Here is an 18545-nt window from a genome sequence, read left to right on the forward strand (position 1 = left end):
TCCGGATTTCCGTCAGCCGCGCGCCCAAGAACGGTTTCCTGAGATAAGGCTCTCATCAAATCAGGCCGCAAAAACACGCGGGTCCTGAGCGTCAACGGGCTGAAGGGCCTTTGTTTGAGTCAATTTTCAAATGGCGCAGGAAATTCATCCATGTCACCCTCGGGTTGCCGGGATCACCGGTACGCTATTGCCAACGGAAGCCTGACTCCGACAGTTGACTTTGAACCCGCCCGGGATAGTCGGATACGATTGCGTCTACGCCCAGATCGATCATCCTGCCGATATCTTCATGTTCGTTGACTGTCCACACGACGACGCACAGGCCCAGCTCTTTTGCGCGCGTGACGTTTTCGGGCGTTACATCCGCAAAGTACGGGCACCAAAGCGAACCGCCAGCCTGCTTTACCAAGTTTGGAATTTCGTCGCGACGGCCACGAAAGTCCGGGCAAACGGACTTTGAGGAATCCTCGCCAACATCGTCGGCATTGTCCGGAAGTTGCGTCAGGTAGGATGAAGGCATATCCGGAGCTTGCCTCTGACACTCCGCCAACAGGTTCCAATCAAAACTGTGAAGCACCGCGCGCGAAGACAAACCCTTGCAGCGAACATCCCGAAGTACTCTGCGGACAAAGTTCTCTCGGTAAAGCGCATCATGGGCCAAGTCGGGGTCCGACTTCAGCTCGAGCATCAGATGGGCATCACGGTATTTCGGGTCATCGACCAAATCGAGCAGATCCAACAGCCTTGGAACACGAACATCGTCTATTTGCGCCTGATCCGGGAAACGTTGGCCATAGGCGGAATGGCCGTCCAGACGCCCGATATCGAATTGTCGGATCTGTTCGTAAGTCAGCGAGGATACTTTCGGCTCTTCACCGGTCAGAAACAGGCCATTGCCATCGCGGAAACTGGCCGAATGCAGGCGATGATTGTGCGTAATGACCGGCACATCATCGGCTGTCAGGACAACGTCAAATTCAAGAAGTGGGACGCCAATGGAAAGTGAAAAGTCGAAGCCGATCATGCTGTTTTCAGGCAACACGCCCCGTGCCCCACGATGCCCCACGACCCGGATCAGGTTCTCCCCGCCGCGAAAGGCCTCAACCTGTTGAAACGCCATCAGCCTTCCAGCCTTTGGCCTGTCGCGTGGTCGAACAAATGCATGTTCTCCGGTGCCGCCGAGAACCGCATAATCGGATGGCGTCCTTCGATCGGGTGGACACCGGGAAGGCTTGCCGTGATCGCGCTTTCAGAGCCCGACAGGTGACCGTGCAGCAACGTGTTGGCCCCAAGCGGTTCAGCCATCTGAATCGCGGCTTCAAGCGGGCCATTGTCATCCGACAACAGATGCTCTGGTCTTATGCCAAGCTTCACGGCGCAGTCCGGACCCCCAGAGGGGCCGACTTCGATTTCTCCGATCTTGACCGCCCCGTTTTCGCGCCGTGCTTCGAATATGTTCATTGCCGGGCTGCCGATGAATTGCGCGGCAAACAGCGTTTGTGGAGTTTCATAGACCTCGAGCGGCGTGCCGATCTGTTCGGCGATGCCGCCGTTCATCACGATCATCCTGTCCGCCATCGTCATTGCTTCGACCTGGTCATGCGTGACGTAAAGTGACGTGATCCCAAGTTTTTCCTGAAGTTCGCGTATTTCCAGACGCATCTGAACACGAAGCTTGGCATCGAGGTTCGAGAGCGGCTCGTCAAACAGGAAAACGGCGGGCTCGCGGACAATGGCCCGGCCCATCGCGACCCTCTGGCGCTGACCGCCGGACAACTGCCTGGGCTTGCGATCCAGCAAAGGTTCAAGCTGCAACAGCTTAGCCGCCTGGGTCACCTTTTGATCGATCTGAGCCTTGGGCAGCCTCGCGATCTTCAGGCCATACCCCATGTTCTGACGCACTGACATATGTGGGTAGAGCGCGTAGTTCTGGAACACCATGGCGATGTCGCGATCCATGGGCTCTTTGTCATTGGCGCGTTCACCGCCGATCCGGATCTCCCCGGACGTGACCGTTTCCAGCCCCGCCACCATCCGCAACAATGTGGACTTGCCGCAGCCTGACGGGCCGACGATCACGATGAACTCTCCATCGGCGATATCGACGTCAACGCCGTGGATCACATCCGTCGGGCCAAAGCTCTTTTTGACATTCTCTAGAGTAACTGTTGCCATTTCTTACTTCTCGCTATCGACAAGGCCACGGACAAAGAGCTTTTGCATCGACACCACCACGATGACCGGCGGGATCATCGCCAGAATGGACGTCGCCATGATCGTCGGCCAATGCGCAAAGTCGTCACCGGACGGGAACATCTGCTTGATACCCATCACGATGGTATTCATTTCGGGATCGGTGGTGATCAGCAGCGGCCAAAGGTACTGGTTCCACCCATAGATGAACAGGATCACGAACAGTGCGGCGATGTTGGTCCGGCTCATGGGGACGACGATATCGATGAAAAACCGCATCGGTCGCGCGCCGTCGACCCGGGCTGCCTCGGCAAGCTCATCGGGGATAGTCAGAAAGAACTGACGGAACAGGAAGGTTGCCGTGGCCGAGGCGATCAGGGGAAAGATCAGCCCGTAATAGCTGTTGAGCATGCCGAACCCGGCGACAACTTCGAACGTCGGAACGATGCGGACTTCGACCGGCAGCATCAGGGTCAGGAAGATCAGCCAGAAGAACGTCGTTCGTCCGGGAAAGCGGAAATAGACAATCGCGAAAGCCGACAGCAGTGAGATGATGATTTTGCCGACTGCAATTCCGATTGCCATCACCAGACTGTTGAACAGCATCGTGGCAACGGGCACATTTACCCCCGAGAACAGCGCCGCCTTGTAGTTCACCCAGAACTGATCGCCGGGCACGACAGGCATCGGTGGCGAGACGATCTCGGCCTGGGTCACGGTCGAAGCCACGAAGGCAAGCCATATCGGGAAAAATATGATCAGGACACCGAGGATCATCAAAGCATGGGACAACCAGATGCCCGCGCCGCGTTTTTCGACCATTCCGTGTTGTTGGGCCGCCATCAGTAATGCACCCTCTTTTCCACGTATTTGAACTGGATGACCGTCAACAGGCCCACGACGATCAGCAAGATGACCGATTGCGCCGAAGACGAGCCGAGGTCCTGCCCCACAAACCCGTCCGAGAATACCTTGTAGACAAGGATTGTCGTCGACTGTTGCGGCCCGCCGCCGGTGATCGTGTGGATCACGCCAAAGGTTTCGAAGAAGGCATAAACGACGTTCACCACCAGCAAGAAGAACGCCGTCGGCGACAGCAGCGGCAGCACGATCGTGAAGAATCGGCGCCAGAAATGCGCGCCGTCAATCGCCGCCGCCTCGATCACGGATCTTGGAACGGATTGCAGGGCAGCGAAAAAGAACAGGAAGTTATAGCTTATGCGCCCCCAGGCAGAGGCAACGACCACCAGCCCCATGGCTTCGGTGCCGTTCAGAACGTGGTTCCAGTCATACCCAAGCTGGCCGAGGTACCACGACACGACACCGACGCGCGTGTTGAACATGAACAGCCACAGAACGCCCGCAACGGCAGGAGCGACAGCGTAGGGCCAGATCAGCAACGTCCGATAGACCCCGGACCCTTTGATCAATCGATCCGCAATGACCGCAAGAAACAAGGCAGGGATCATCGAGCACAACGTGACCAGCGTGGAAAACACCGCCGTCGTCACGAAAGAGGCGCGATAAAACTTGTCACTCAGCAGGAATTCAAAGTTGCCGAGCCCCACGAATTGGGACGACAGCCCGAACGGGTCAGGTATGAACAGCGACTGCCAGATGGCCTGACCGGCGGGGTAGAAAAAGAAAACAGCGGAAATGATGACCTGAGGGGCGATCAACGCCAATGGCAACAGCCAGCCGCGAAAGGTGACGCGTTTTTCCATCCTGAAAACCCACCGAAGAAAGAAAATGCGGGCCCCGAAAGGGCCCGCATGACGTTACGACTTATTGATTGGCGGATTCGAACCGGCGCAGCAACGCATCACCGCGTTCCTTCGCGCTGTCCATCGCTTCCTGAGCGGTCTTCTCACCGGACCAGATCGCCTCAAGCTCTTCGTCGATGATGCCCCGGATCTGGTCGAACGATCCCAAGCGCAATCCTTTCGAATTTGCGGTCGGCTCTTTCGCGGTCATCTGGATCACTGCGACGTCGGTGCCCGGGTTTTCGTCATAAAAACCAGCGGCACGCGTAACCTCACCCGCTTCTGTGGTGATCGGAAGATAACCGGTGTTCTGGTGCCAGGCCGCTTGTACGTCAGGTGATGACAGGAAGCTCAGGAACTCTCCGACGCCCTTGTACTCTTCGGGCTCATGACCCTCCATTACCCAAAGAGACGCGCCCCCGATGATGGTGTTTTGCGGCTCACTGGTGACGGATTCCCAATAAGGCAGCGGACGCACGTCGAAATCGAACTCGGCCTCTGCCTTGATGCCGGCGTATCCGGCCGAACTTTCGGTGAACAATGCGCACTCGCCTGACCGGAAGTTCGCGCCACCTTCGTTTCTGCGGCCGGTATAGATGAACTTGCCGTCCTTGGCCCAGTCACCCATCGCGGTCAGATGTGCAACCTGCACCGGACCGTTCAGCATCAGCTCGGTATCCAGACCGGCAAATCCATTGTCCCGTGAGGCAAACGGAACGTCGTGATAGGCTGAAAGGTTTTCAAGGTGAATCCAGCTTTGCCATGCTGTCACCAGCGGGCAATCCTCGCCACCTGCCTTCAACTGCTCGAGTACTTCGCCGACTTTTTCCCAAGTGGACAGATCCGTGTCCGGATCAACGCCTGCTGCTTGCATGGCATCGCGGTTAACCCACAGGACCGGCGTCGAGGAGTTGAAGGGAAGCGACAGCATCTCTCCGTCAGTGGTTGTGTAGTAGCCTTTGACGGCGCCAATATACGCGTCGGGATCAAAAGACGCGCCGCTTTCGGCCATCACTTCATAGACCGGCTTGATCGCCCCTTTGGCTGACATCATTGTCGCCGTGCCGACTTCGAACACCATCAGGATATGTGGCTGTTCACCGGCCCGGAATGCAGCAATCCCGGCATTCAGGGTTTCCGAGTAGTTGCCCTTGTGGCTTTCGACCACGACGAACTCATCCTGACTGGCGTTGAATTCTTCAACCTGTCCTTTGACAAGTTCCCCTAGGCGACCGGTGAAGGCATGCCAGAACTGGACTTCTGTTTGCGCCATTGCCGCCAAGGGGGACAAGGCCGTGGTGATGGCAAGAGCGCCAAGCAAATTCTTTTTCATGATTCCTCCCATGCATCAGGGTTGATGCTTCGTTGAATACCGACCGCAACGCGTAAACGGCACACATGACGATTTCACGACGTTAACGTCACAAAAATATAATTCAAGGCCTATCTACTTGGTGAAAAAATAACATAGTGTTATGAAATGGCGCAGCAGATCGGGATCAGCAATGAGTCAAATTCTGAGAGTTCGGCAGTTGGAGGCCCTGATGGCCGTGACCACCAATGGGTCTGTCACGGCCGCTGCGTCTGATCTGGGCGTGACCCAACCGGCTGTCAGCAGATTGCTGTCCGATCTTGAAAAGTCGCTCGGGTTTCAACTTTTTGACCGTCGGGAAGGCCGATTAGTACCAACGCAGGAGGTTCGCTATCTCTTGCCAAGTGTCGAGCGCGTTCTCGAATTGATGAGACAAATTTCGGATGTCAGTCAGGATATCACACAACGCAAAGCAGGGCACATCCGTGTCGCTTGCCTGCCGGGATTTGCCACCAGCCATTTGCCCAAAGTCGTCGCCGGTTTCCTGAAAGATCGGCCCGGTGTCACCCTGACGATCGAACCAGACAGACCTGAACGCATTCTGGAATGGATGATCGGCGAGCAGTATGATTTCGGAATCACCGACAGCTTTCACGGTCATCCGGCGGTAGAAAGCAGGGACATCGACGTTCGCACGGTGTGCGTGTTCCCCACCGGGCACGAGTTGGAAGGCCTGTCCGAAATTACTCCGGCGGATCTTGCACACAGCAAAATCATCCACACCCGACGCGACAGCGATTTTTTCGGGCGGCTTTCGAAAGTGTTTCAACATGCCAATGTCGAATTGAACTCGCATATCGAGGTCAGGCAGTTCACGGCAGCATGTGAATTGGCGCTGGAAGGTGTCGGTGTCTCGGTCGTTAGCGAGCTGGATGCTGTCCAATACACGTCGAGGGGATTGAGTTATCGGCCATTTAAGCCATTTTTGACGCATACCCTTTCGTTGGTGCGTCCAATTCTGAAGCAACCGTCATTGGTAACGCTGGAATTCATTGAGCAGTTTCAGGAAAGCCTGAGCCCTTTCAAGGTCGGGTAGCCCCGCATTCGACCATGTTCTTGTGACACCGCAGGAACTGATCCGACAACAAGACCGGTGTCCCGGTGGAAAGTCGCATGTGATCTGCTCGTGCTCAGCGGGGTCTACAGCGAAACTCCCTGCACTGCCACCGGGACCCGGCTGATGTTGGCACGGCGCCGCAGCCGCCTGCTGCAACGCCGTCCAACATGGTGGTTCTTCAGATCGCGGCCTTTCGGCTTTCATCCAGGTAAATTTCACGAAGGCGTTTGGCAATCGGACCGGGTGTACCATCACCCAACGTGACTCCGTCAATTTCCACTACCGGCATCACGAAAGCACTGGCCGAGGTCGTGAACGCCTCATCAGCCTCTTTGGCTTCGTCGATGGTAAACAGCCGCTCTTCAACTTCCATCTGTGCTTCGGCTGCCATGCGCAGCACGGCCTTGCGAGTGATCCCGTGCAGGATGTCGTTGGACAGCGGGCGGGTCACGATCTTGCCGTTCTTGACGAAATAGGCGTTGTTGCTGGTGCCCTCGGTCACAAAGCCGTCCTCGACCAGCCATGCATCGTCGCAGCCCGCTTTCTTGGCCATCATCTTGCCCATCGAAGGGTAAAGCAGTTGCACGGTTTTGATGTCGCGGCGGCCCCAACGGATGTCCTCGATCGAGATGATCTTGGCACCTTTCCGTGCCGCCGGGCTGTCAGCCAACCCGGGCTTGTTCTGGGTGAACAGAACGAGGCTTGGCTTGGTATCGGCCGAAGGGAAGACAAAATCCCGGTCACCGTCGCTGCCGCGCGAAACCTGAAGGTAGACCAGGCCCTCTTCTATGCCGTTCAGATCAACCAGCTTGCGGTGGATTTCCAGCAGCTCTTCCTTGGTGCAGGGCTCGGCCATCTCCAGCTCGTCCAGAGACCGCTTCAGGCGCACCGCGTGGCCCTCGAAATCGATCAGCTTGCCATCCAGTACACTGGTCACTTCGTAAACCGCGTCTGCAAACAGGAAGCCACGGTCAAAGATGGATACCTTGGCCTCGGTCTCGGGCAGGTATTCGCCATTCACATAAACGGTTCGGGTCATGTTTGTCTCCTCAGCCCCAGAGCGCCGCTTCGGGCGGGTGAACTCCGGCGTCGTCAAAAATCAGCGGGGTGTCGCGGTCTTCGGCCAACAGAAGCGGTCCGTCAAGGTCCGTCACCATCGCACCCTGCGCCAACAGTGTCGCGGGCGCCATGGCAAGCGAACTGCCGACCATGCAGCCGACCATGATGCCATACCCTTCCGCGATTGCGGCTTTTCGCAGTTCAAGCGCCTCGGTCAGGCCACCGGTCTTGTCGAGTTTGATGTTGATGACATCGTATTTCCCCTTCAGCCCGGGCAGGCTGGCGCGATCATGGCAGGACTCGTCGGCGCAAACGGGCACCGGGCGGTCCATTCCGATCAAAGCGTCGTCGTCACCAGCCGGCAATGGCTGCTCGACCAGTGTTACGCCCAAACGCACCAGATGCGGGGCGAGGTCGGCGTAAACCTCGGCCGACCAGCCTTCGTTCGCATCCACGATGATCCTGGCGTTCGGCGCACCGGCGCGGACGGCCTCGAGCCGGGGCATGTCATCTGGCGTGCCCAGCTTGATCTTCAGAAGCGGGCGGTGCGCGTTCTCGGTCGCCTGAGCCTGCATTGCCTCCGGAGTATCCAGCGACAGAGTATAAGCCGTGATCTCGGGTCCGGGCACCGGCAGGCCCGCCAAATCCCAGGCGCGCTTTCCGGCGCGTTTGCTTTCCAGATCCCACAAAGCACAATCCACGGCGTTTCGGGCGGCACCGGCAGGCAGCAGATCCATCAGCGACCGGCGGCTGAACTCAGCAGGCAGGCCGGCGATCTCGGCCTCGACCGACTCGAGCGTTTCGTCATACCGCGCATAAGGAACGCATTCGCCCCAGCCCTGATGCGTTCCGTCCGACACCCGCACCGTCAGCACCTTTGCTTCGGTCCGTGACCCGCGCGAAATGGTAAACACCTGCGCCAACTGAAACACATCGCGAGAGACCTCTATCTGCACGCACCTGCTCCTTCATCTTTTCCCAAATACTCCCGCCAGAGGCGGAACCGGCCCGCCACCGGCGGGCTGGTTGGATCACATCGCGGCCAGCGCGTCCACCAACTTGCCCGAGCCGAACCGGAACGGATCGGTCGCCGGCAGCCCCATATCTGCTTCGATCTTGGCCAGATATGCTGTCGCGTCCTCTTCGGACATGTGCTGCGTGTTGACCGAAACGCCGACGACCTGACAATCCGGGTTCGCCACTTTGGCCAGCGCCAGCGCAGTGTCGCGCAGGGTTTCGAGCGTCGGCAGCTGATAGGTCGGCAGACCGCGCATGTGCGCGCGGGTCGGTTCATGGCTCAGGATCAGCGCGTCGGGCTGGCCGCCGTGAATCAGCGCCATAGTCACGCCGGAATAGGACACATGGAACAGCGATCCCTGACCTTCGATCAGATCCCAGTGGTCGTCATCGTTGTCCGGTGTCAGCCATTCGATCGAGCCAGCCATGAAATCCGCAACAACGGCGTCCAGCGGCACGCCATCGCCGGTGATCAGAATGCCCGTCTGGCCGGTCGCGCGGAAGGTCGACTTCATACCACGCTTGCGCATTTCGGCATCCATCGCCATTGCAGTGTACATCTTGCCCACAGAGCAGTCGGTGCCGACGGCCAGACAACGTTTGCCCCTGCGCTTGATCCCGTTGGCGATCGGGTAATCAACCTCGGGTACACGCACGTCATGCAGCTTTCGCCCCGTTGCTTCGGCCACCGCCACCAGATCGGGCTCGTCGCGCAACAGGTTGTGCAGCCCAGAGGCCAGGTCAAACCCTTCCTCAAGCGCCATGACCAGAACCTTTTTCCATTCCTGACTGATGACGCCGCCACGGTTGGCGACACCGATAACCAGCGTTTTGGCGCCGGCCGCTTTGGCCTCGGTCAGGGTCATATCCTTCAGGCCCAGATCAGCCTTGCAGCCGTCCATACGATATTGGCCGACGGCGTTTTCCGGGCGCCAATCCTTGATGCCCACAGCCACTTTGGCCGCCAATTGGTCGGGCGCATCGCCCAAAAACAGCAGGTACGGTGTCTCGATCATTGCGGTCACTCCTTTGATTCCGGCCCAAGCTAGAGAAGCGTTTAAACGAGCGTTTCGCGTTTTGATCCGCCCAACACGGCGGGTACGCGAGTTTCTTGCACCATTGACACAAAAGGCGCAAAATTATTCGAAGTTTCCAAAGTGATTAAACTTTAATCACCACTTCCCAGCCGCTGGCACGCAGCATTCTGCAACCGCATTGCCGCAGATGCACAATCTCCCTTGCGCCAGGTTGCGCAATTTAATACCTCATTGGGCGAGAAAATCGCAATTTCATTACCCACACGAGGTCCAGATGAGCTTTCGCATCCAACCCGCCGCGCCTGCACGACCCAATCGCTGCCAACTGTTTGGTCCGGGATCGAATACCAAACTGTTCCCGAAAATGGCAGCTTCTGCTGCGGATGTGATCAACCTTGACCTCGAGGATTCGGTTGCGCCTTCGGACAAGGACATCGCCCGCGCCAATGTCATCGAAGCCCTGAACACTGTTGATTGGGGCAGCAAATACATGTCCGTTCGCATAAACGGATTGGATACCCCCTATTGGTATCGTGACGTTGTCGACGTGTTGGAGCAGGCAGGCGACCGTCTGGACCAGATCATGATTCCCAAAGTCGGCTGCGCATCGGATGTCTATGCCGTGGATGCCCTTGTCACCGCCATTGAACGCGCCAAGGGCCGGACCAAACCTATCAGCTTCGAGGTCATTATCGAATCCGCTGCCGGTATCGCGCATGTGGAAGAGATCGCAGCCTCCTCTCCCCGTTTGCAGGCCATGAGCCTTGGGGCTGCAGATTTTGCGGCCTCGATGGGGATGCAGACTACAGGCATCGGCGGCACACAGGAAAACTACTATATGCTGCGTGACGGCGAAAAACACTGGTCCGACCCGTGGCACTGGGCCCAAGCCGCCATCGTTGCAGCGTGCCGCACCCATGGGGTGCTGCCAGTGGATGGGCCATTCGGGGATTTCAGCGATGATGAAGGGTACATCGCTCAGGCGAAACGCTCGGCCACGCTGGGTATGGTCGGCAAATGGGCGATCCATCCCAAGCAGATTGCACTGGCCAATCAGGTCTTTACCCCGTCGGATGAGGCCGTTTCCGAGGCCCGCGAAATCCTGGCCGCAATGGAACAGGCCAAAGCCAACGGTGAGGGCGCAACCGTCTATAAAGGCCGCCTTGTCGACATCGCCTCAATCAAGCAGGCCGAAGTCATCGTGGCGCAGGCCGAACTGATTGCGGCGGGCAGCTAAGCCCCCAAAAAAGGGCGCTCGATCGAGCGCCCTTTCATGAATTCTTCAACGGCCAAAAACGTCATTGGGCGTCCATGTGAAGCGTTCCCCCTTCTTTCCTGACTTCATCATCAGGCAAGAGGTTCCCAGTTTCTGGAAATAGACGATCTTCAGTGGATACCAACCCGCCTTGGGCACTTCCACTTCGGTGCGTTGATTGGCTTCACAGCCCTGAATGCCATTTACCCGGCCAATCTGCTGACCGCCAACCCAAGCCTCTATCCCGTCATTCGACCACGTTTCCAGCTCGTAAACGCCAGGTGAGTCAAAGCGCATATAGCCTGTGACCTCGGCGGCAACGTTGTAGGCCTGGTCGAAGGTCAAGACATCCTCACCCTTGCTGGTGTCCCTGTAATCCAACCCGCGCAACGGTTTTCCGGGCTTCGCCTTAGACAGCATGCTTTTTGCCTGGCTCAGATCCCGGATCTTCTTGTGTTGATTGCCTGTACCTAAGTATTTGACATTCAAACCCGCCTTCGGAGACGGCTGTGGATTGGCAGGTTGCAGTTTCAGCGGGGCAGACAAAGCGGCCCCGGCAATGACCGACATGGCAACTGCGGTCGCCACTGTTCGAACGAGTTTCATCGTAATCTCCCTGTTTGCGTGCCGTTTTAGCTGGGCGTATCCCCTGGCAGCGTCATTACAAAGACACTAGGCCCTGAAAATTTGCGCTGCAAGAGAGTGTGGCTTCACATTTCCAGTGGCTACGCACGCAGATCCTTGGGTGACCCCATGACCACATAGGATGTGATCGACGTGACATGAGGCAACGTTCCCAGCACCTCGGTATGGAAGGTCTTGTAGGACGGCAGATCGGCGCATTCGACGCGCAGCAGGTATTCGATCGTACCGGTGATGTTGTGGCATTCGACCACTTCGGGGGCTTGTTGCAGGGCACGCTCAAACCCCTCTTGCGCCGCTTTCGTGTGTTCACCAAGACCGACCCCGATATAGGCGACAAAGCCGACACCCATCGCGGCCGGGTTCAGAACCGCACGATAACCGGTGATCACGCCGGCCTTTTCCAACTCTTGAACGCGACGCAGGCAGGCGGACGGAGACAGCCCGACCCGTTCGGCCAATTCCAGATTGCTGATGCGCCCATCACGGGTCAGTTCGTGCAATATCTGGCGATTTATCCGATCATTCTTCACCATAAGTTGCAGAAATAGCGGAAACACGCACGAAAAAGCAATTTCATTTGCTGCCGGTCAGACGATACTTCGCAGCATGACTTACGACATCCTTCTGGCGCTCATCGCTTTTGCCTTCGTGACATCCATTACGCCCGGGCCGAACAATCTGATGCTGATGGCATCGGGTGCGAATTTCGGCTTTCGGCGTTCGATCCCGCATATGCTGGGCATTGGCCTTGGCTTCACGCTCATGGTGCTGCTGGTCGGTGCAGGGCTGGTTCAGGTCTTTGACCGGTACCCGGTCAGCTATTCAGTGCTGAAGGTCGTGTCGGTGATCTATCTGCTCTATCTGGCATGGAAGATCGCGCATGCCGCGCCAGCCACAGGCGATTTGGCAGCGGGGACACCCATGACGTTTCTGCAAGCCGCTGCCTTTCAGTGGGTGAATCCCAAAGCCTGGGCCATGGCCCTGACCGCCACAACCGCTTACACGCCCAGTCAGACCCTGCATGCGATTGCGCTTGTGGCGTTGGTTTTCGGGGCGGTCAATCTGCCATCGGTGAGCACATGGACCTTTCTGGGGCAGCAGATGTCGCGGGTGCTAACGAACCCGCGCAGGCTGGGTGCGTTCAACTGGACAATGGCGGTGCTGCTTGTGGCTTCGCTCTATCCCGTTCTCTGGCCCAGTTGACCCAGACAGGTTTCGGCCAACACATTCTCGGGCGCGGTTTCGGGTGGGTACAGGGTCAGACGCCGCGTTAGATTGTCGTGGGTGCAGGTCAGAACGCGCGGCGCGGGGTCTTTCTTGGCGGCGGCCATCAGTATCCGTTTTTCCATTCGCCCATCTGAAATCGAACATCTTCACCACTCGGATCTTGCCGAGTTGCATCCGGAGCACCGTCAGGCCATATAGCAGGGAACTTTCGCGTTGAGAGGCGTCATGACCCAGTATCTGGATTTCGAAAAACCGCTGGCTGAAATTGAAGGCAAGGCTGAAGAGCTGCGTGCGTTGGCCCGAACCAACGAAGAGATGGACGTAACCGAAGAAGCCGCCGCGTTGGACGCCAAAGCCGCCAAGCTTCTGGATGAGCTTTACGCCGACCTGACCCCATGGCGGAAATGCCAGGTCGCCCGCCACCCGGAACGCCCGCATTGCAGCGATTACGTCGATGCCCTGTTCACCGAATTCACCCCTTTGGCCGGAGATCGCAATTTTGCCGATGATCTGGCCGTGATCGGCGGGCTTGCACGTTTCAACGATCAACCCGTCATGGTGATCGGCCATGAAAAAGGCAGCGACACCAAATCGCGGATCGAACGCAATTTCGGCATGGCCCGCCCCGAAGGCTATCGCAAGGCGGTCCGCCTGATGGAGATGGCCGGTCGGTTTGGCCTGCCGGTGATCACCCTGATCGATACCGCCGGCGCCTATCCCGGCAAAGGCGCCGAGGAACGCGGTCAATCCGAAGCGATTGCCCGCTCGACCCAGATGTGTCTGAAGATCGGCGTGCCCCTGGTGTCGGTCATCATCGGCGAAGGCGGCTCGGGCGGGGCCGTGGCCTTTGCCACCGCCAACCGCGTGGCAATGCTGGAACACTCGGTCTATTCGGTGATCTCGCCGGAAGGTTGCGCATCGATCCTTTGGAAAGATGCAGAAAAGATGCGTGAAGCGGCCGAAGCGCTGCGTCTGACCGCTCAGGATCTTCACAAGCTTGGCGTTTGCGACCGGATCATCTCTGAACCCAAGGGCGGCGCGCATCGCGATCGTCCGGCCGCTGTCGAGGCTGTTCGCGCGGCTCTTACCGATATGCTGGCGGAACTGGACGGCAAAGACGCGGCGACCCTGATACAGGACCGCCGTCAAAAATTCCTCGACATCGGCTCGAAAGGGTTGGCGGCGTAACCGTCAGCCGCCCAACCTGCGCAACAACGCAACCGAGGGTTCTCCGGTGACCGCCAGGCCATTGGCGCTTTGATACGCGCTGATGGCAGACGTCGTGTTTTTGCCGATCACCCCATCCGCGCCTTTCGTATCATACCCTTGGGATGTCAGCCGCCGTTGCAATTCCTTGCGGTCGTCCAATGTCAGACCGTTTGCATCTGGCCCGAACGAGGCCTGAAACGGCGCGCCACCGGCGATTCTGTCCGCCAGATGACCGACCCCGATCGCGTAACTGTCCGAATTGTTATAGCGCTTGATGACCTGAAAATTGCGGAAGACGGCAATGCGCGGCCCGGGTTTCTGTGGTTGCAGCACGGCGACCGGTGTACCGGAAACGGTCCCGACCTCGCCCCCCCAGGGCTGCCCCCGCACCCAGCCTGCGCGTGACAGGTAAGCAGCGGTCGAAGCCAGCGAATCCGTCGGATCGTCCGACCAGATATCGCGCCGCCCGTCGCCGGTGAAATCCACGGCATAGGCAAGGTAGGAGGTTGGAATGAATTGCGTGTGCCCCATCGCACCGGCCCAGCTGCCGGTCATCTTGTCAGGCGTGGTGTCACCATTCTGAAGAATCTTGAGCGCCGCGATCAACTGGCTTTCAAAGAACTGACCACGCCGCCCGTCATAGGCCAGCGTCGACAGAGCTGATACAACGGGCACATCGCCGCGACGCGCGCCATAGCGGCTTTCCAGCCCCCACACTGCAACGACGATTTCCTTGTCCACCCCGTACTGCGCCTCGATCTGCGACAGCGTCCCGTTGTATTGCCGCAGCATCTTCTGGCCGGTGCTGATCCGCTCGTCCGAGGCGGCAATGGCCAGGTAGTCTTCGAGCGAACGCTTGAACTCTACCTGATTGCGGTCACGCTCGATCACATCGGGCAGGTACCCTGCCCCCTGAAAAGCGCGATCAATCGTGGATTGTGAAATACCTTGCGATGCCGCCCTGCCCTTAAACCCGGCAACCCAGGCATCCCAACCCGCGTTGGGAACAGCTCGCATACGCGATGCAGGCGCGCTGGATGGCGCACCGCCACGCGTGCAGGCGGCCAACAATGTTGATCCAAGGCAAATGGAAAAAGTCCGTCGAGTGATCATGGCTGTGGTCTGCTCTTGTTTGTGATTTGCCTCAAGAGTAACCCAGTCGGGTTGAACAGGCCAGAACGGTGAAACCTTGCGCAGTGGGCGCGGGAATGTCGGCGGGATGCCGCTCAGCTCACCAGCAAGCGCAATCCCTGCGTCACGTCCGAACGGACCGCCAGGCGCAAACCCGGTTCGTCCCCGGCCTTGAGGGCCGCAATGATCAGCTTGTGATAATGCGGTGGCTCAGTGCGCCTGAGACGCCCGTAAAGCGCCCTCATCGTCGGCCCGAGTTGCAGCCAGACCGTTTCGGCAATGGCCAGCATCGCGGGCGCCTGAGCCCGCAGGTACAGGGTGCGATGAAATTCCAGATTTGAACGGATGTACCCAACCGCGTCCCGCTTGGTCACCATCTCGGCAACGGTCATGTTGATGGTCTGCAACCGGTCGATCAGCGCAATATGCGCCCGGGGCAAAGCCCGGCTGGCCAGCTCGACTTCCAGCAACGCGCGCAACGCCGCCAATTCCTCAATCCGGTCGTTGGTCAATTCAGGTGTCGAGACCCGGCCGGAATTGGAAAGGAACAATGCCCCCTCGGCGGCCAGACGGCGCACGGCCTCTCGCGCCGGGGTCATCGAGACGCCGAATTCCTTGCCGATGCCACGCAAGGTCAGCGCCTGTCCCGGCGCCATCTCACCATGCATGATTCGAGACCTCAGGGCCCGATAAACCCGGTCATGAGTGGCAGTTTGGGTGTCAGACGGGCGTGTGCTCAACATCCGCTTATGTGATCACAAAACAGCGCAAGGTCAACTCGGCTTTGCGTCAAACCTGTAACGATGCAACTCTGCCCCATTGTCTCGCAACCAGCGGCGGGGTTGCTGACAGGGGCCGAAAATGCGTTCCACCTGTTCCCAGAACGCGGGCGAGTGGTTCATCTCGACAAGATGCGCCACTTCATGCGCGGCCACATAGTGCAGCACCTCGGACGGCGCGAGAATGAGCCGCCACGAGAACATCAATCCACCCTGCGAACTGCATGATCCCCAGCGTGACCGCGTGTCGCGCAGGCTGAGCGTGCTGTACGACCGCCCCAGCATTGCCGCGTAATCATCACACGCTCCAATCAATCGGTCCCGCGCCAATTCCTTCAGAAACCGGGCCAATCTGCGCGCCTCGGCCCCTTCGGGCACTGCGACCTCGTCCGCCATCAACTGAACACGCCGACCCTTGGCCGGCACGATTCGCCGAACAACGCCTTCAATCGGTATCTTCTGTCCGAACTGCACCACGGCCGTTTCCGGCCTGTCCTGCAAATGCTGGCGAATCCACTCTTCCTTGGTACGTGCGAAACTCAGCGCCTCGGATTCAGGCACACCGACCGGATAGGTCAGCGTAACCCGGCCGTCCAGCTGAGAAATTCGCAAACTTATGCGCCGCGCCCGGGCGGATTTGCGCAGCCTCAGCGGCACCGGCGGTGTCCCTGGCAATGCGTGCTCTCCCATATCGCGACCTCTCTTGCGCAAAGACTTTGACAGTGCCCTCTGCCTGTGGCAGGTGAGCTGAATCATTTAGACGACTCACCTGATATCAAGGGGATTTGACATGCCCAAGGAAGAATGGGGCGTAAAGCGCGTTTGCCCGACCACCGGTAAGCGATTCTACGACCTGAACAAGGACCCGATCATCAGCCCCTACACTGGCGAGATCGTGGAGCTTGAAACATCCAAAAGCCGCATGATCGCGGCGGATGCAGAAGATGCCGCCTCGGTCAAAGCGCGTGAAAACGCGTCGGATGGGGAGCTGGTACTGGATGACGACGACTCTGTCGACGTCGAACTGGATGATGATCTGCTGGATGACGATGATGACACCAGTGATGACGTTTCGCTGGATGATATCACCGACATGTCTTCGGAAGACGAAAACTGATCATGTCAAAGGCGACCACAGGGTCGCCTTTTTCGTTCCACGGACAGCTTAGTGCGGAAATTCGCGTTCGATTCCATTTTTGGACTTGCACTCGTCGTCACTGTCTCCTAAACGTCCGTCCACCGCATCAGCGGTACCTAGATGGGGCCTTAGCTCAGTTGGGAGAGCGCTTGCATGGCATGCAAGAGGTCAGGGGTTCGACTCCCCTAGGCTCCACCAAAACCTAACAATACAACTAGATAGCAAGGCATTAGAGCGGTGTGACACACAGGTGTGACACAAAATGAAGCTGCATGCGTATCTCTCACTGTCCAGACACGGCATATATTACTTCCGCTGGCCCTTTCCCGACACAAGACCAAAACCCCACACTAGGCCAAGCACCACACGTAGGACCCTTCGAGTGTCTTTGCGTACAAGATATCCTTGAGAGGATGGTATTCTGGCCCGGCGTCTTGCAGCGTGCGGCAACGCAACAAAAAAGCACAAATAACAGTCGGGCATGAACTATGCACAATGATGCCCGGGGTCTCAAGAGTGCTTTGGCAAGGACAAAGGCGCGCGGAATAAACTCAGCCCTTTCAGTGAGTCTCATAGGGAGCGCATGATTGATACCATCCGATACTGCGAATTGGGCCATGAAGACTATGGTGAGAATGCAGCGCACAAAACCGCATCGCAGTCACGGTTTGCTTTTTTTGCATCGCAGACCACAATTGAGCGACCCTGTTTCGGGGCGATGAATTGTGTGGCGTTGTATCGTGCGCTTGCGTGCAGTAACGTCCGGCACCATGGTCATCCGGCGATATTCACTTGTTCTATTGGTTGGCGTTCTGGTCATCCTGACCGGCATTGGCGGTGTTGCGCACGCGCTGTCGAAGGGCTGCGTGGACCTTCACTGTGAGCACCATACGCAACCTTCCGTACACTCAGCATTGGCAACCAGCGGTGACGTCTCGGCTTCAGGTCATCATCATGACCCGGAGAGTTCCGAAACCGGAAAGTGCAATCGCTTTATCTGCCAAGCCGTTGCATTGCCGTTCCAAGTCAGTGAAGTTGCCAAGGGTCGGCGTGATACTGACCCGGAGTTCCATGTTGGAACCCAAGTCAAGCTGAGTGAACCAGACGTCCTTTACAGGCCCCCTGACCTTTGAAGCAGCACGAATCCCTGCGGATGTAAGCGACCAGCACGTGCGGCTGTTCGCGATGTGCCGCAGCGTTGCCAGCTTCCAAAATGTCAGGACCAATCCATGAAAAAAAGTCACTTGCTAATCGGCGCATGCGCTGTCGCTGCCGTCGCCGCCTTCGTAACTCTTCGCCCCGGCGCAATTGAAGAGACCACACCGCATGAAACACGCAAAGGCGACGCCATGGTCGCAATTCAGATGCCGGCCATCGAAGGCAATGCCGCAATCGGCCAGCGCGTTTTTGAGGTCTCGTGCGCGTCATGCCACGGCGCCAATGCGGTCGGCGTAGAGGGTGCGGGGCCGCCTCTGATCCACAAAATTTACGAACCCAGTCACCACGCTGATGAAGCCTTTCACAGGGCGGTTTCACAAGGTGTAAGAAGCCACCATTGGCAGTTTGGCGACATGCCCCCCGTGGAGGGCCTGACACGAGGTGACGTTGCCATGGTGATCGCCTACATTCGCGAAATCCAGCGCGCCAACGGAATAAACTGAGG

At 58.0% G+C, this 18545-nt stretch carries 20 protein-coding genes and 1 tRNA gene; 7 read left to right on the forward strand and 14 right to left on the reverse strand.

What is annotated here, in order from left to right; translation table 11 throughout:
• Positions 1–184: 184 nt before the first annotated feature.
• From GS614_RS07300 to ugpB, 5 genes are all read right to left on the reverse strand, one after another.
• Positions 185–1120: a glycerophosphodiester phosphodiesterase family protein gene (locus GS614_RS07300; RefSeq protein WP_253285298.1), complete on the reverse strand. Its 936-nt coding sequence runs from the start codon at positions 1118–1120 to the stop codon at positions 185–187.
• Positions 1120–2175 (reverse strand): sn-glycerol-3-phosphate ABC transporter ATP-binding protein UgpC, encoded by a 1056-nt coding sequence (ugpC, locus tag GS614_RS07305; RefSeq protein ID WP_171329228.1) that lies wholly within the window; start codon positions 2173–2175, stop codon positions 1120–1122. Before ugpC ends, GS614_RS07300 begins: the two co-directional genes overlap by 1 nt.
• A gap of 3 nt (positions 2176–2178) precedes the next feature.
• Positions 2179–3015, reverse strand: a complete 837-nt coding sequence (ugpE, locus tag GS614_RS07310) for a sn-glycerol-3-phosphate ABC transporter permease UgpE (protein WP_152459916.1) — start codon at positions 3013–3015, stop codon at positions 2179–2181.
• A gap of 20 nt (positions 3016–3035) precedes the next feature.
• Positions 3036–3917, reverse strand: coding sequence for a sn-glycerol-3-phosphate ABC transporter permease UgpA (ugpA, locus tag GS614_RS07315; protein ID WP_152459032.1), 882 nt, complete (start codon positions 3915–3917; stop codon positions 3036–3038).
• Positions 3918–3978: 61 nt separating this feature from the next.
• Positions 3979–5289 carry a sn-glycerol-3-phosphate ABC transporter substrate-binding protein UgpB gene (ugpB, locus tag GS614_RS07320; protein WP_170346022.1) on the reverse strand — a complete coding sequence of 437 codons (1311 nt, stop codon included), beginning with the start codon at positions 5287–5289 and terminating at the stop codon, positions 3979–3981.
• A 172-nt stretch (positions 5290–5461) separates the two neighbouring features.
• Here ugpB and GS614_RS07325 point away from each other — a divergent pair, with 172 nt between their 5' ends.
• Entirely contained in the window at positions 5462–6364 is a 903-nt protein-coding gene (locus GS614_RS07325) for a LysR substrate-binding domain-containing protein (RefSeq protein ID WP_171329224.1), read from the forward strand.
• 199 nt (positions 6365–6563) lie between these two features.
• Here the strand turns inward: GS614_RS07325 and GS614_RS07330 are convergent, their stop codons facing one another.
• From GS614_RS07330 to dgcN, 3 genes are all read right to left on the reverse strand, one after another.
• Positions 6564–7424: a D-amino-acid transaminase gene (locus GS614_RS07330; RefSeq protein WP_152459035.1), complete on the reverse strand. Its 861-nt coding sequence runs from the start codon at positions 7422–7424 to the stop codon at positions 6564–6566.
• A gap of 10 nt (positions 7425–7434) precedes the next feature.
• On the reverse strand, positions 7435–8400 hold the full coding sequence (gene dgcA, locus GS614_RS07335; protein WP_171329219.1) for an N-acetyl-D-Glu racemase DgcA: 966 nt from the start codon (positions 8398–8400) through the stop codon (positions 7435–7437).
• Positions 8401–8475: 75 nt separating this feature from the next.
• Positions 8476–9477, reverse strand: a complete 1002-nt coding sequence (gene dgcN / locus GS614_RS07340; protein WP_171232903.1) for an N-acetyltransferase DgcN — start codon at positions 9475–9477, stop codon at positions 8476–8478.
• Positions 9478–9772: 295 nt separating this feature from the next.
• Here dgcN and GS614_RS07345 point away from each other — a divergent pair, with 295 nt between their 5' ends.
• The gene (locus tag GS614_RS07345; RefSeq protein ID WP_152459038.1) at positions 9773–10735 is read left to right on the forward strand and encodes an L-malyl-CoA/beta-methylmalyl-CoA lyase; all 963 of its coding nucleotides are present in this window, start codon (positions 9773–9775) and stop codon (positions 10733–10735) included.
• 45 nt (positions 10736–10780) lie between these two features.
• On the opposite strand, the gene GS614_RS07350 is transcribed toward GS614_RS07345, so the two are convergent.
• Together GS614_RS07350 and GS614_RS07355 are read right to left on the reverse strand one after the other, a co-directional pair.
• On the reverse strand, positions 10781–11359 hold the full coding sequence (locus tag GS614_RS07350; RefSeq protein ID WP_152459039.1) for a PA14 domain-containing protein: 579 nt from the start codon (positions 11357–11359) through the stop codon (positions 10781–10783).
• Between the two features lie 119 nt (positions 11360–11478).
• Entirely contained in the window at positions 11479–11931 is a 453-nt protein-coding gene (locus GS614_RS07355) for an Lrp/AsnC family transcriptional regulator (RefSeq protein WP_171725846.1), read from the reverse strand.
• Between the two features lie 73 nt (positions 11932–12004).
• On the opposite strand from GS614_RS07355, the gene GS614_RS07360 reads away from it, so the two are divergent.
• Positions 12005–12601, forward strand: coding sequence for a LysE family translocator (locus tag GS614_RS07360; RefSeq protein WP_171168988.1), 597 nt, complete (start codon positions 12005–12007; stop codon positions 12599–12601).
• On the opposite strand, the gene GS614_RS07365 is transcribed toward GS614_RS07360, so the two are convergent.
• A complete protein-coding gene (locus GS614_RS07365; RefSeq protein ID WP_171725847.1) occupies positions 12577–12747 on the reverse strand; it encodes a hypothetical protein in 171 nt (56 codons plus the stop codon). The two genes, GS614_RS07360 and GS614_RS07365, sit on opposite strands and share 25 nt — an antisense overlap.
• A gap of 103 nt (positions 12748–12850) precedes the next feature.
• Here GS614_RS07365 and GS614_RS07370 point away from each other — a divergent pair, with 103 nt between their 5' ends.
• Positions 12851–13813 (forward strand): acetyl-CoA carboxylase carboxyltransferase subunit alpha, encoded by a 963-nt coding sequence (locus GS614_RS07370; protein ID WP_171615488.1) that lies wholly within the window; start codon positions 12851–12853, stop codon positions 13811–13813.
• A gap of 3 nt (positions 13814–13816) precedes the next feature.
• Here the strand turns inward: GS614_RS07370 and GS614_RS07375 are convergent, their stop codons facing one another.
• From GS614_RS07375 to GS614_RS07385, 3 genes are all read right to left on the reverse strand, one after another.
• Positions 13817–14947 (reverse strand): lytic murein transglycosylase, encoded by a 1131-nt coding sequence (locus GS614_RS07375; RefSeq protein ID WP_171363948.1) that lies wholly within the window; start codon positions 14945–14947, stop codon positions 13817–13819.
• 113 nt (positions 14948–15060) lie between these two features.
• Positions 15061–15708, reverse strand: a complete 648-nt coding sequence (locus GS614_RS07380; RefSeq protein ID WP_170346010.1) for a GntR family transcriptional regulator — start codon at positions 15706–15708, stop codon at positions 15061–15063.
• Positions 15709–15738: 30 nt separating this feature from the next.
• Positions 15739–16434: a M48 family metallopeptidase gene (locus GS614_RS07385; RefSeq protein WP_253282570.1), complete on the reverse strand. Its 696-nt coding sequence runs from the start codon at positions 16432–16434 to the stop codon at positions 15739–15741.
• Between the two features lie 100 nt (positions 16435–16534).
• Between GS614_RS07385 and GS614_RS07390 the strand changes: the two genes are divergently transcribed.
• From GS614_RS07390 to GS614_RS07400, 3 genes are all read left to right on the forward strand, one after another.
• Entirely contained in the window at positions 16535–16861 is a 327-nt protein-coding gene (locus tag GS614_RS07390; RefSeq protein ID WP_171118864.1) for a TIGR02300 family protein, read from the forward strand.
• Between the two features lie 143 nt (positions 16862–17004).
• Positions 17005–17080: transfer RNA gene (locus GS614_RS07395), tRNA-Ala, on the forward strand.
• A gap of 1031 nt (positions 17081–18111) precedes the next feature.
• Positions 18112–18543, forward strand: a complete 432-nt coding sequence (locus GS614_RS07400) for a cytochrome c (RefSeq protein WP_171168996.1) — start codon at positions 18112–18114, stop codon at positions 18541–18543.
• The last annotated feature ends 2 nt before the right edge of the window (positions 18544–18545 follow it).

The sequence above is a fragment of the Ruegeria sp. HKCCD6604 genome, assembly GCF_013110635.1.
Classification (GTDB): domain Bacteria; phylum Pseudomonadota; class Alphaproteobacteria; order Rhodobacterales; family Rhodobacteraceae; genus Ruegeria.

Bases quoted from the DNA above. Each gene is read 5' to 3' on its own strand.
- dgcN (WP_171232903.1), bottom strand. From the start codon at position 9,477: ATGATCGAGACACCGTACCTGCTGTTTTTGGGCGATGCGCCCGACCAA.
- GS614_RS07370 (WP_171615488.1), top strand. From the start codon at position 12,851: ATGACCCAGTATCTGGATTTCGAAAAACCGCTGGCTGAAATTGAAGGC.
- GS614_RS07325 (WP_171329224.1), top strand. From the start codon at position 5,462: ATGAGTCAAATTCTGAGAGTTCGGCAGTTGGAGGCCCTGATGGCCGTG.
- ugpE (WP_152459916.1), bottom strand. From the start codon at position 3,015: ATGGTCGAAAAACGCGGCGCGGGCATCTGGTTGTCCCATGCTTTGATG.
- ugpC (WP_171329228.1), bottom strand. From the start codon at position 2,175: ATGGCAACAGTTACTCTAGAGAATGTCAAAAAGAGCTTTGGCCCGACG.
- GS614_RS07390 (WP_171118864.1), top strand. From the start codon at position 16,535: ATGCCCAAGGAAGAATGGGGCGTAAAGCGCGTTTGCCCGACCACCGGT.
- GS614_RS07400 (WP_171168996.1), top strand. From the start codon at position 18,112: ATGAAAAAAAGTCACTTGCTAATCGGCGCATGCGCTGTCGCTGCCGTC.
- GS614_RS07355 (WP_171725846.1), bottom strand. From the start codon at position 11,931: ATGGTGAAGAATGATCGGATAAATCGCCAGATATTGCACGAACTGACC.
- GS614_RS07375 (WP_171363948.1), bottom strand. From the start codon at position 14,947: ATGATCACTCGACGGACTTTTTCCATTTGCCTTGGATCAACATTGTTG.
- GS614_RS07345 (WP_152459038.1), top strand. From the start codon at position 9,773: ATGAGCTTTCGCATCCAACCCGCCGCGCCTGCACGACCCAATCGCTGC.
- ugpA (WP_152459032.1), bottom strand. From the start codon at position 3,917: ATGGAAAAACGCGTCACCTTTCGCGGCTGGCTGTTGCCATTGGCGTTG.
- GS614_RS07350 (WP_152459039.1), bottom strand. From the start codon at position 11,359: ATGAAACTCGTTCGAACAGTGGCGACCGCAGTTGCCATGTCGGTCATT.
- GS614_RS07380 (WP_170346010.1), bottom strand. From the start codon at position 15,708: ATGTTGAGCACACGCCCGTCTGACACCCAAACTGCCACTCATGACCGG.
- ugpB (WP_170346022.1), bottom strand. From the start codon at position 5,289: ATGAAAAAGAATTTGCTTGGCGCTCTTGCCATCACCACGGCCTTGTCC.
- GS614_RS07385 (WP_253282570.1), bottom strand. From the start codon at position 16,434: ATGGGAGAGCACGCATTGCCAGGGACACCGCCGGTGCCGCTGAGGCTG.
- GS614_RS07300 (WP_253285298.1), bottom strand. From the start codon at position 1,120: ATGGCGTTTCAACAGGTTGAGGCCTTTCGCGGCGGGGAGAACCTGATC.
- GS614_RS07365 (WP_171725847.1), bottom strand. From the start codon at position 12,747: ATGGAAAAACGGATACTGATGGCCGCCGCCAAGAAAGACCCCGCGCCG.
- GS614_RS07330 (WP_152459035.1), bottom strand. From the start codon at position 7,424: ATGACCCGAACCGTTTATGTGAATGGCGAATACCTGCCCGAGACCGAG.
- GS614_RS07360 (WP_171168988.1), top strand. From the start codon at position 12,005: ATGACTTACGACATCCTTCTGGCGCTCATCGCTTTTGCCTTCGTGACA.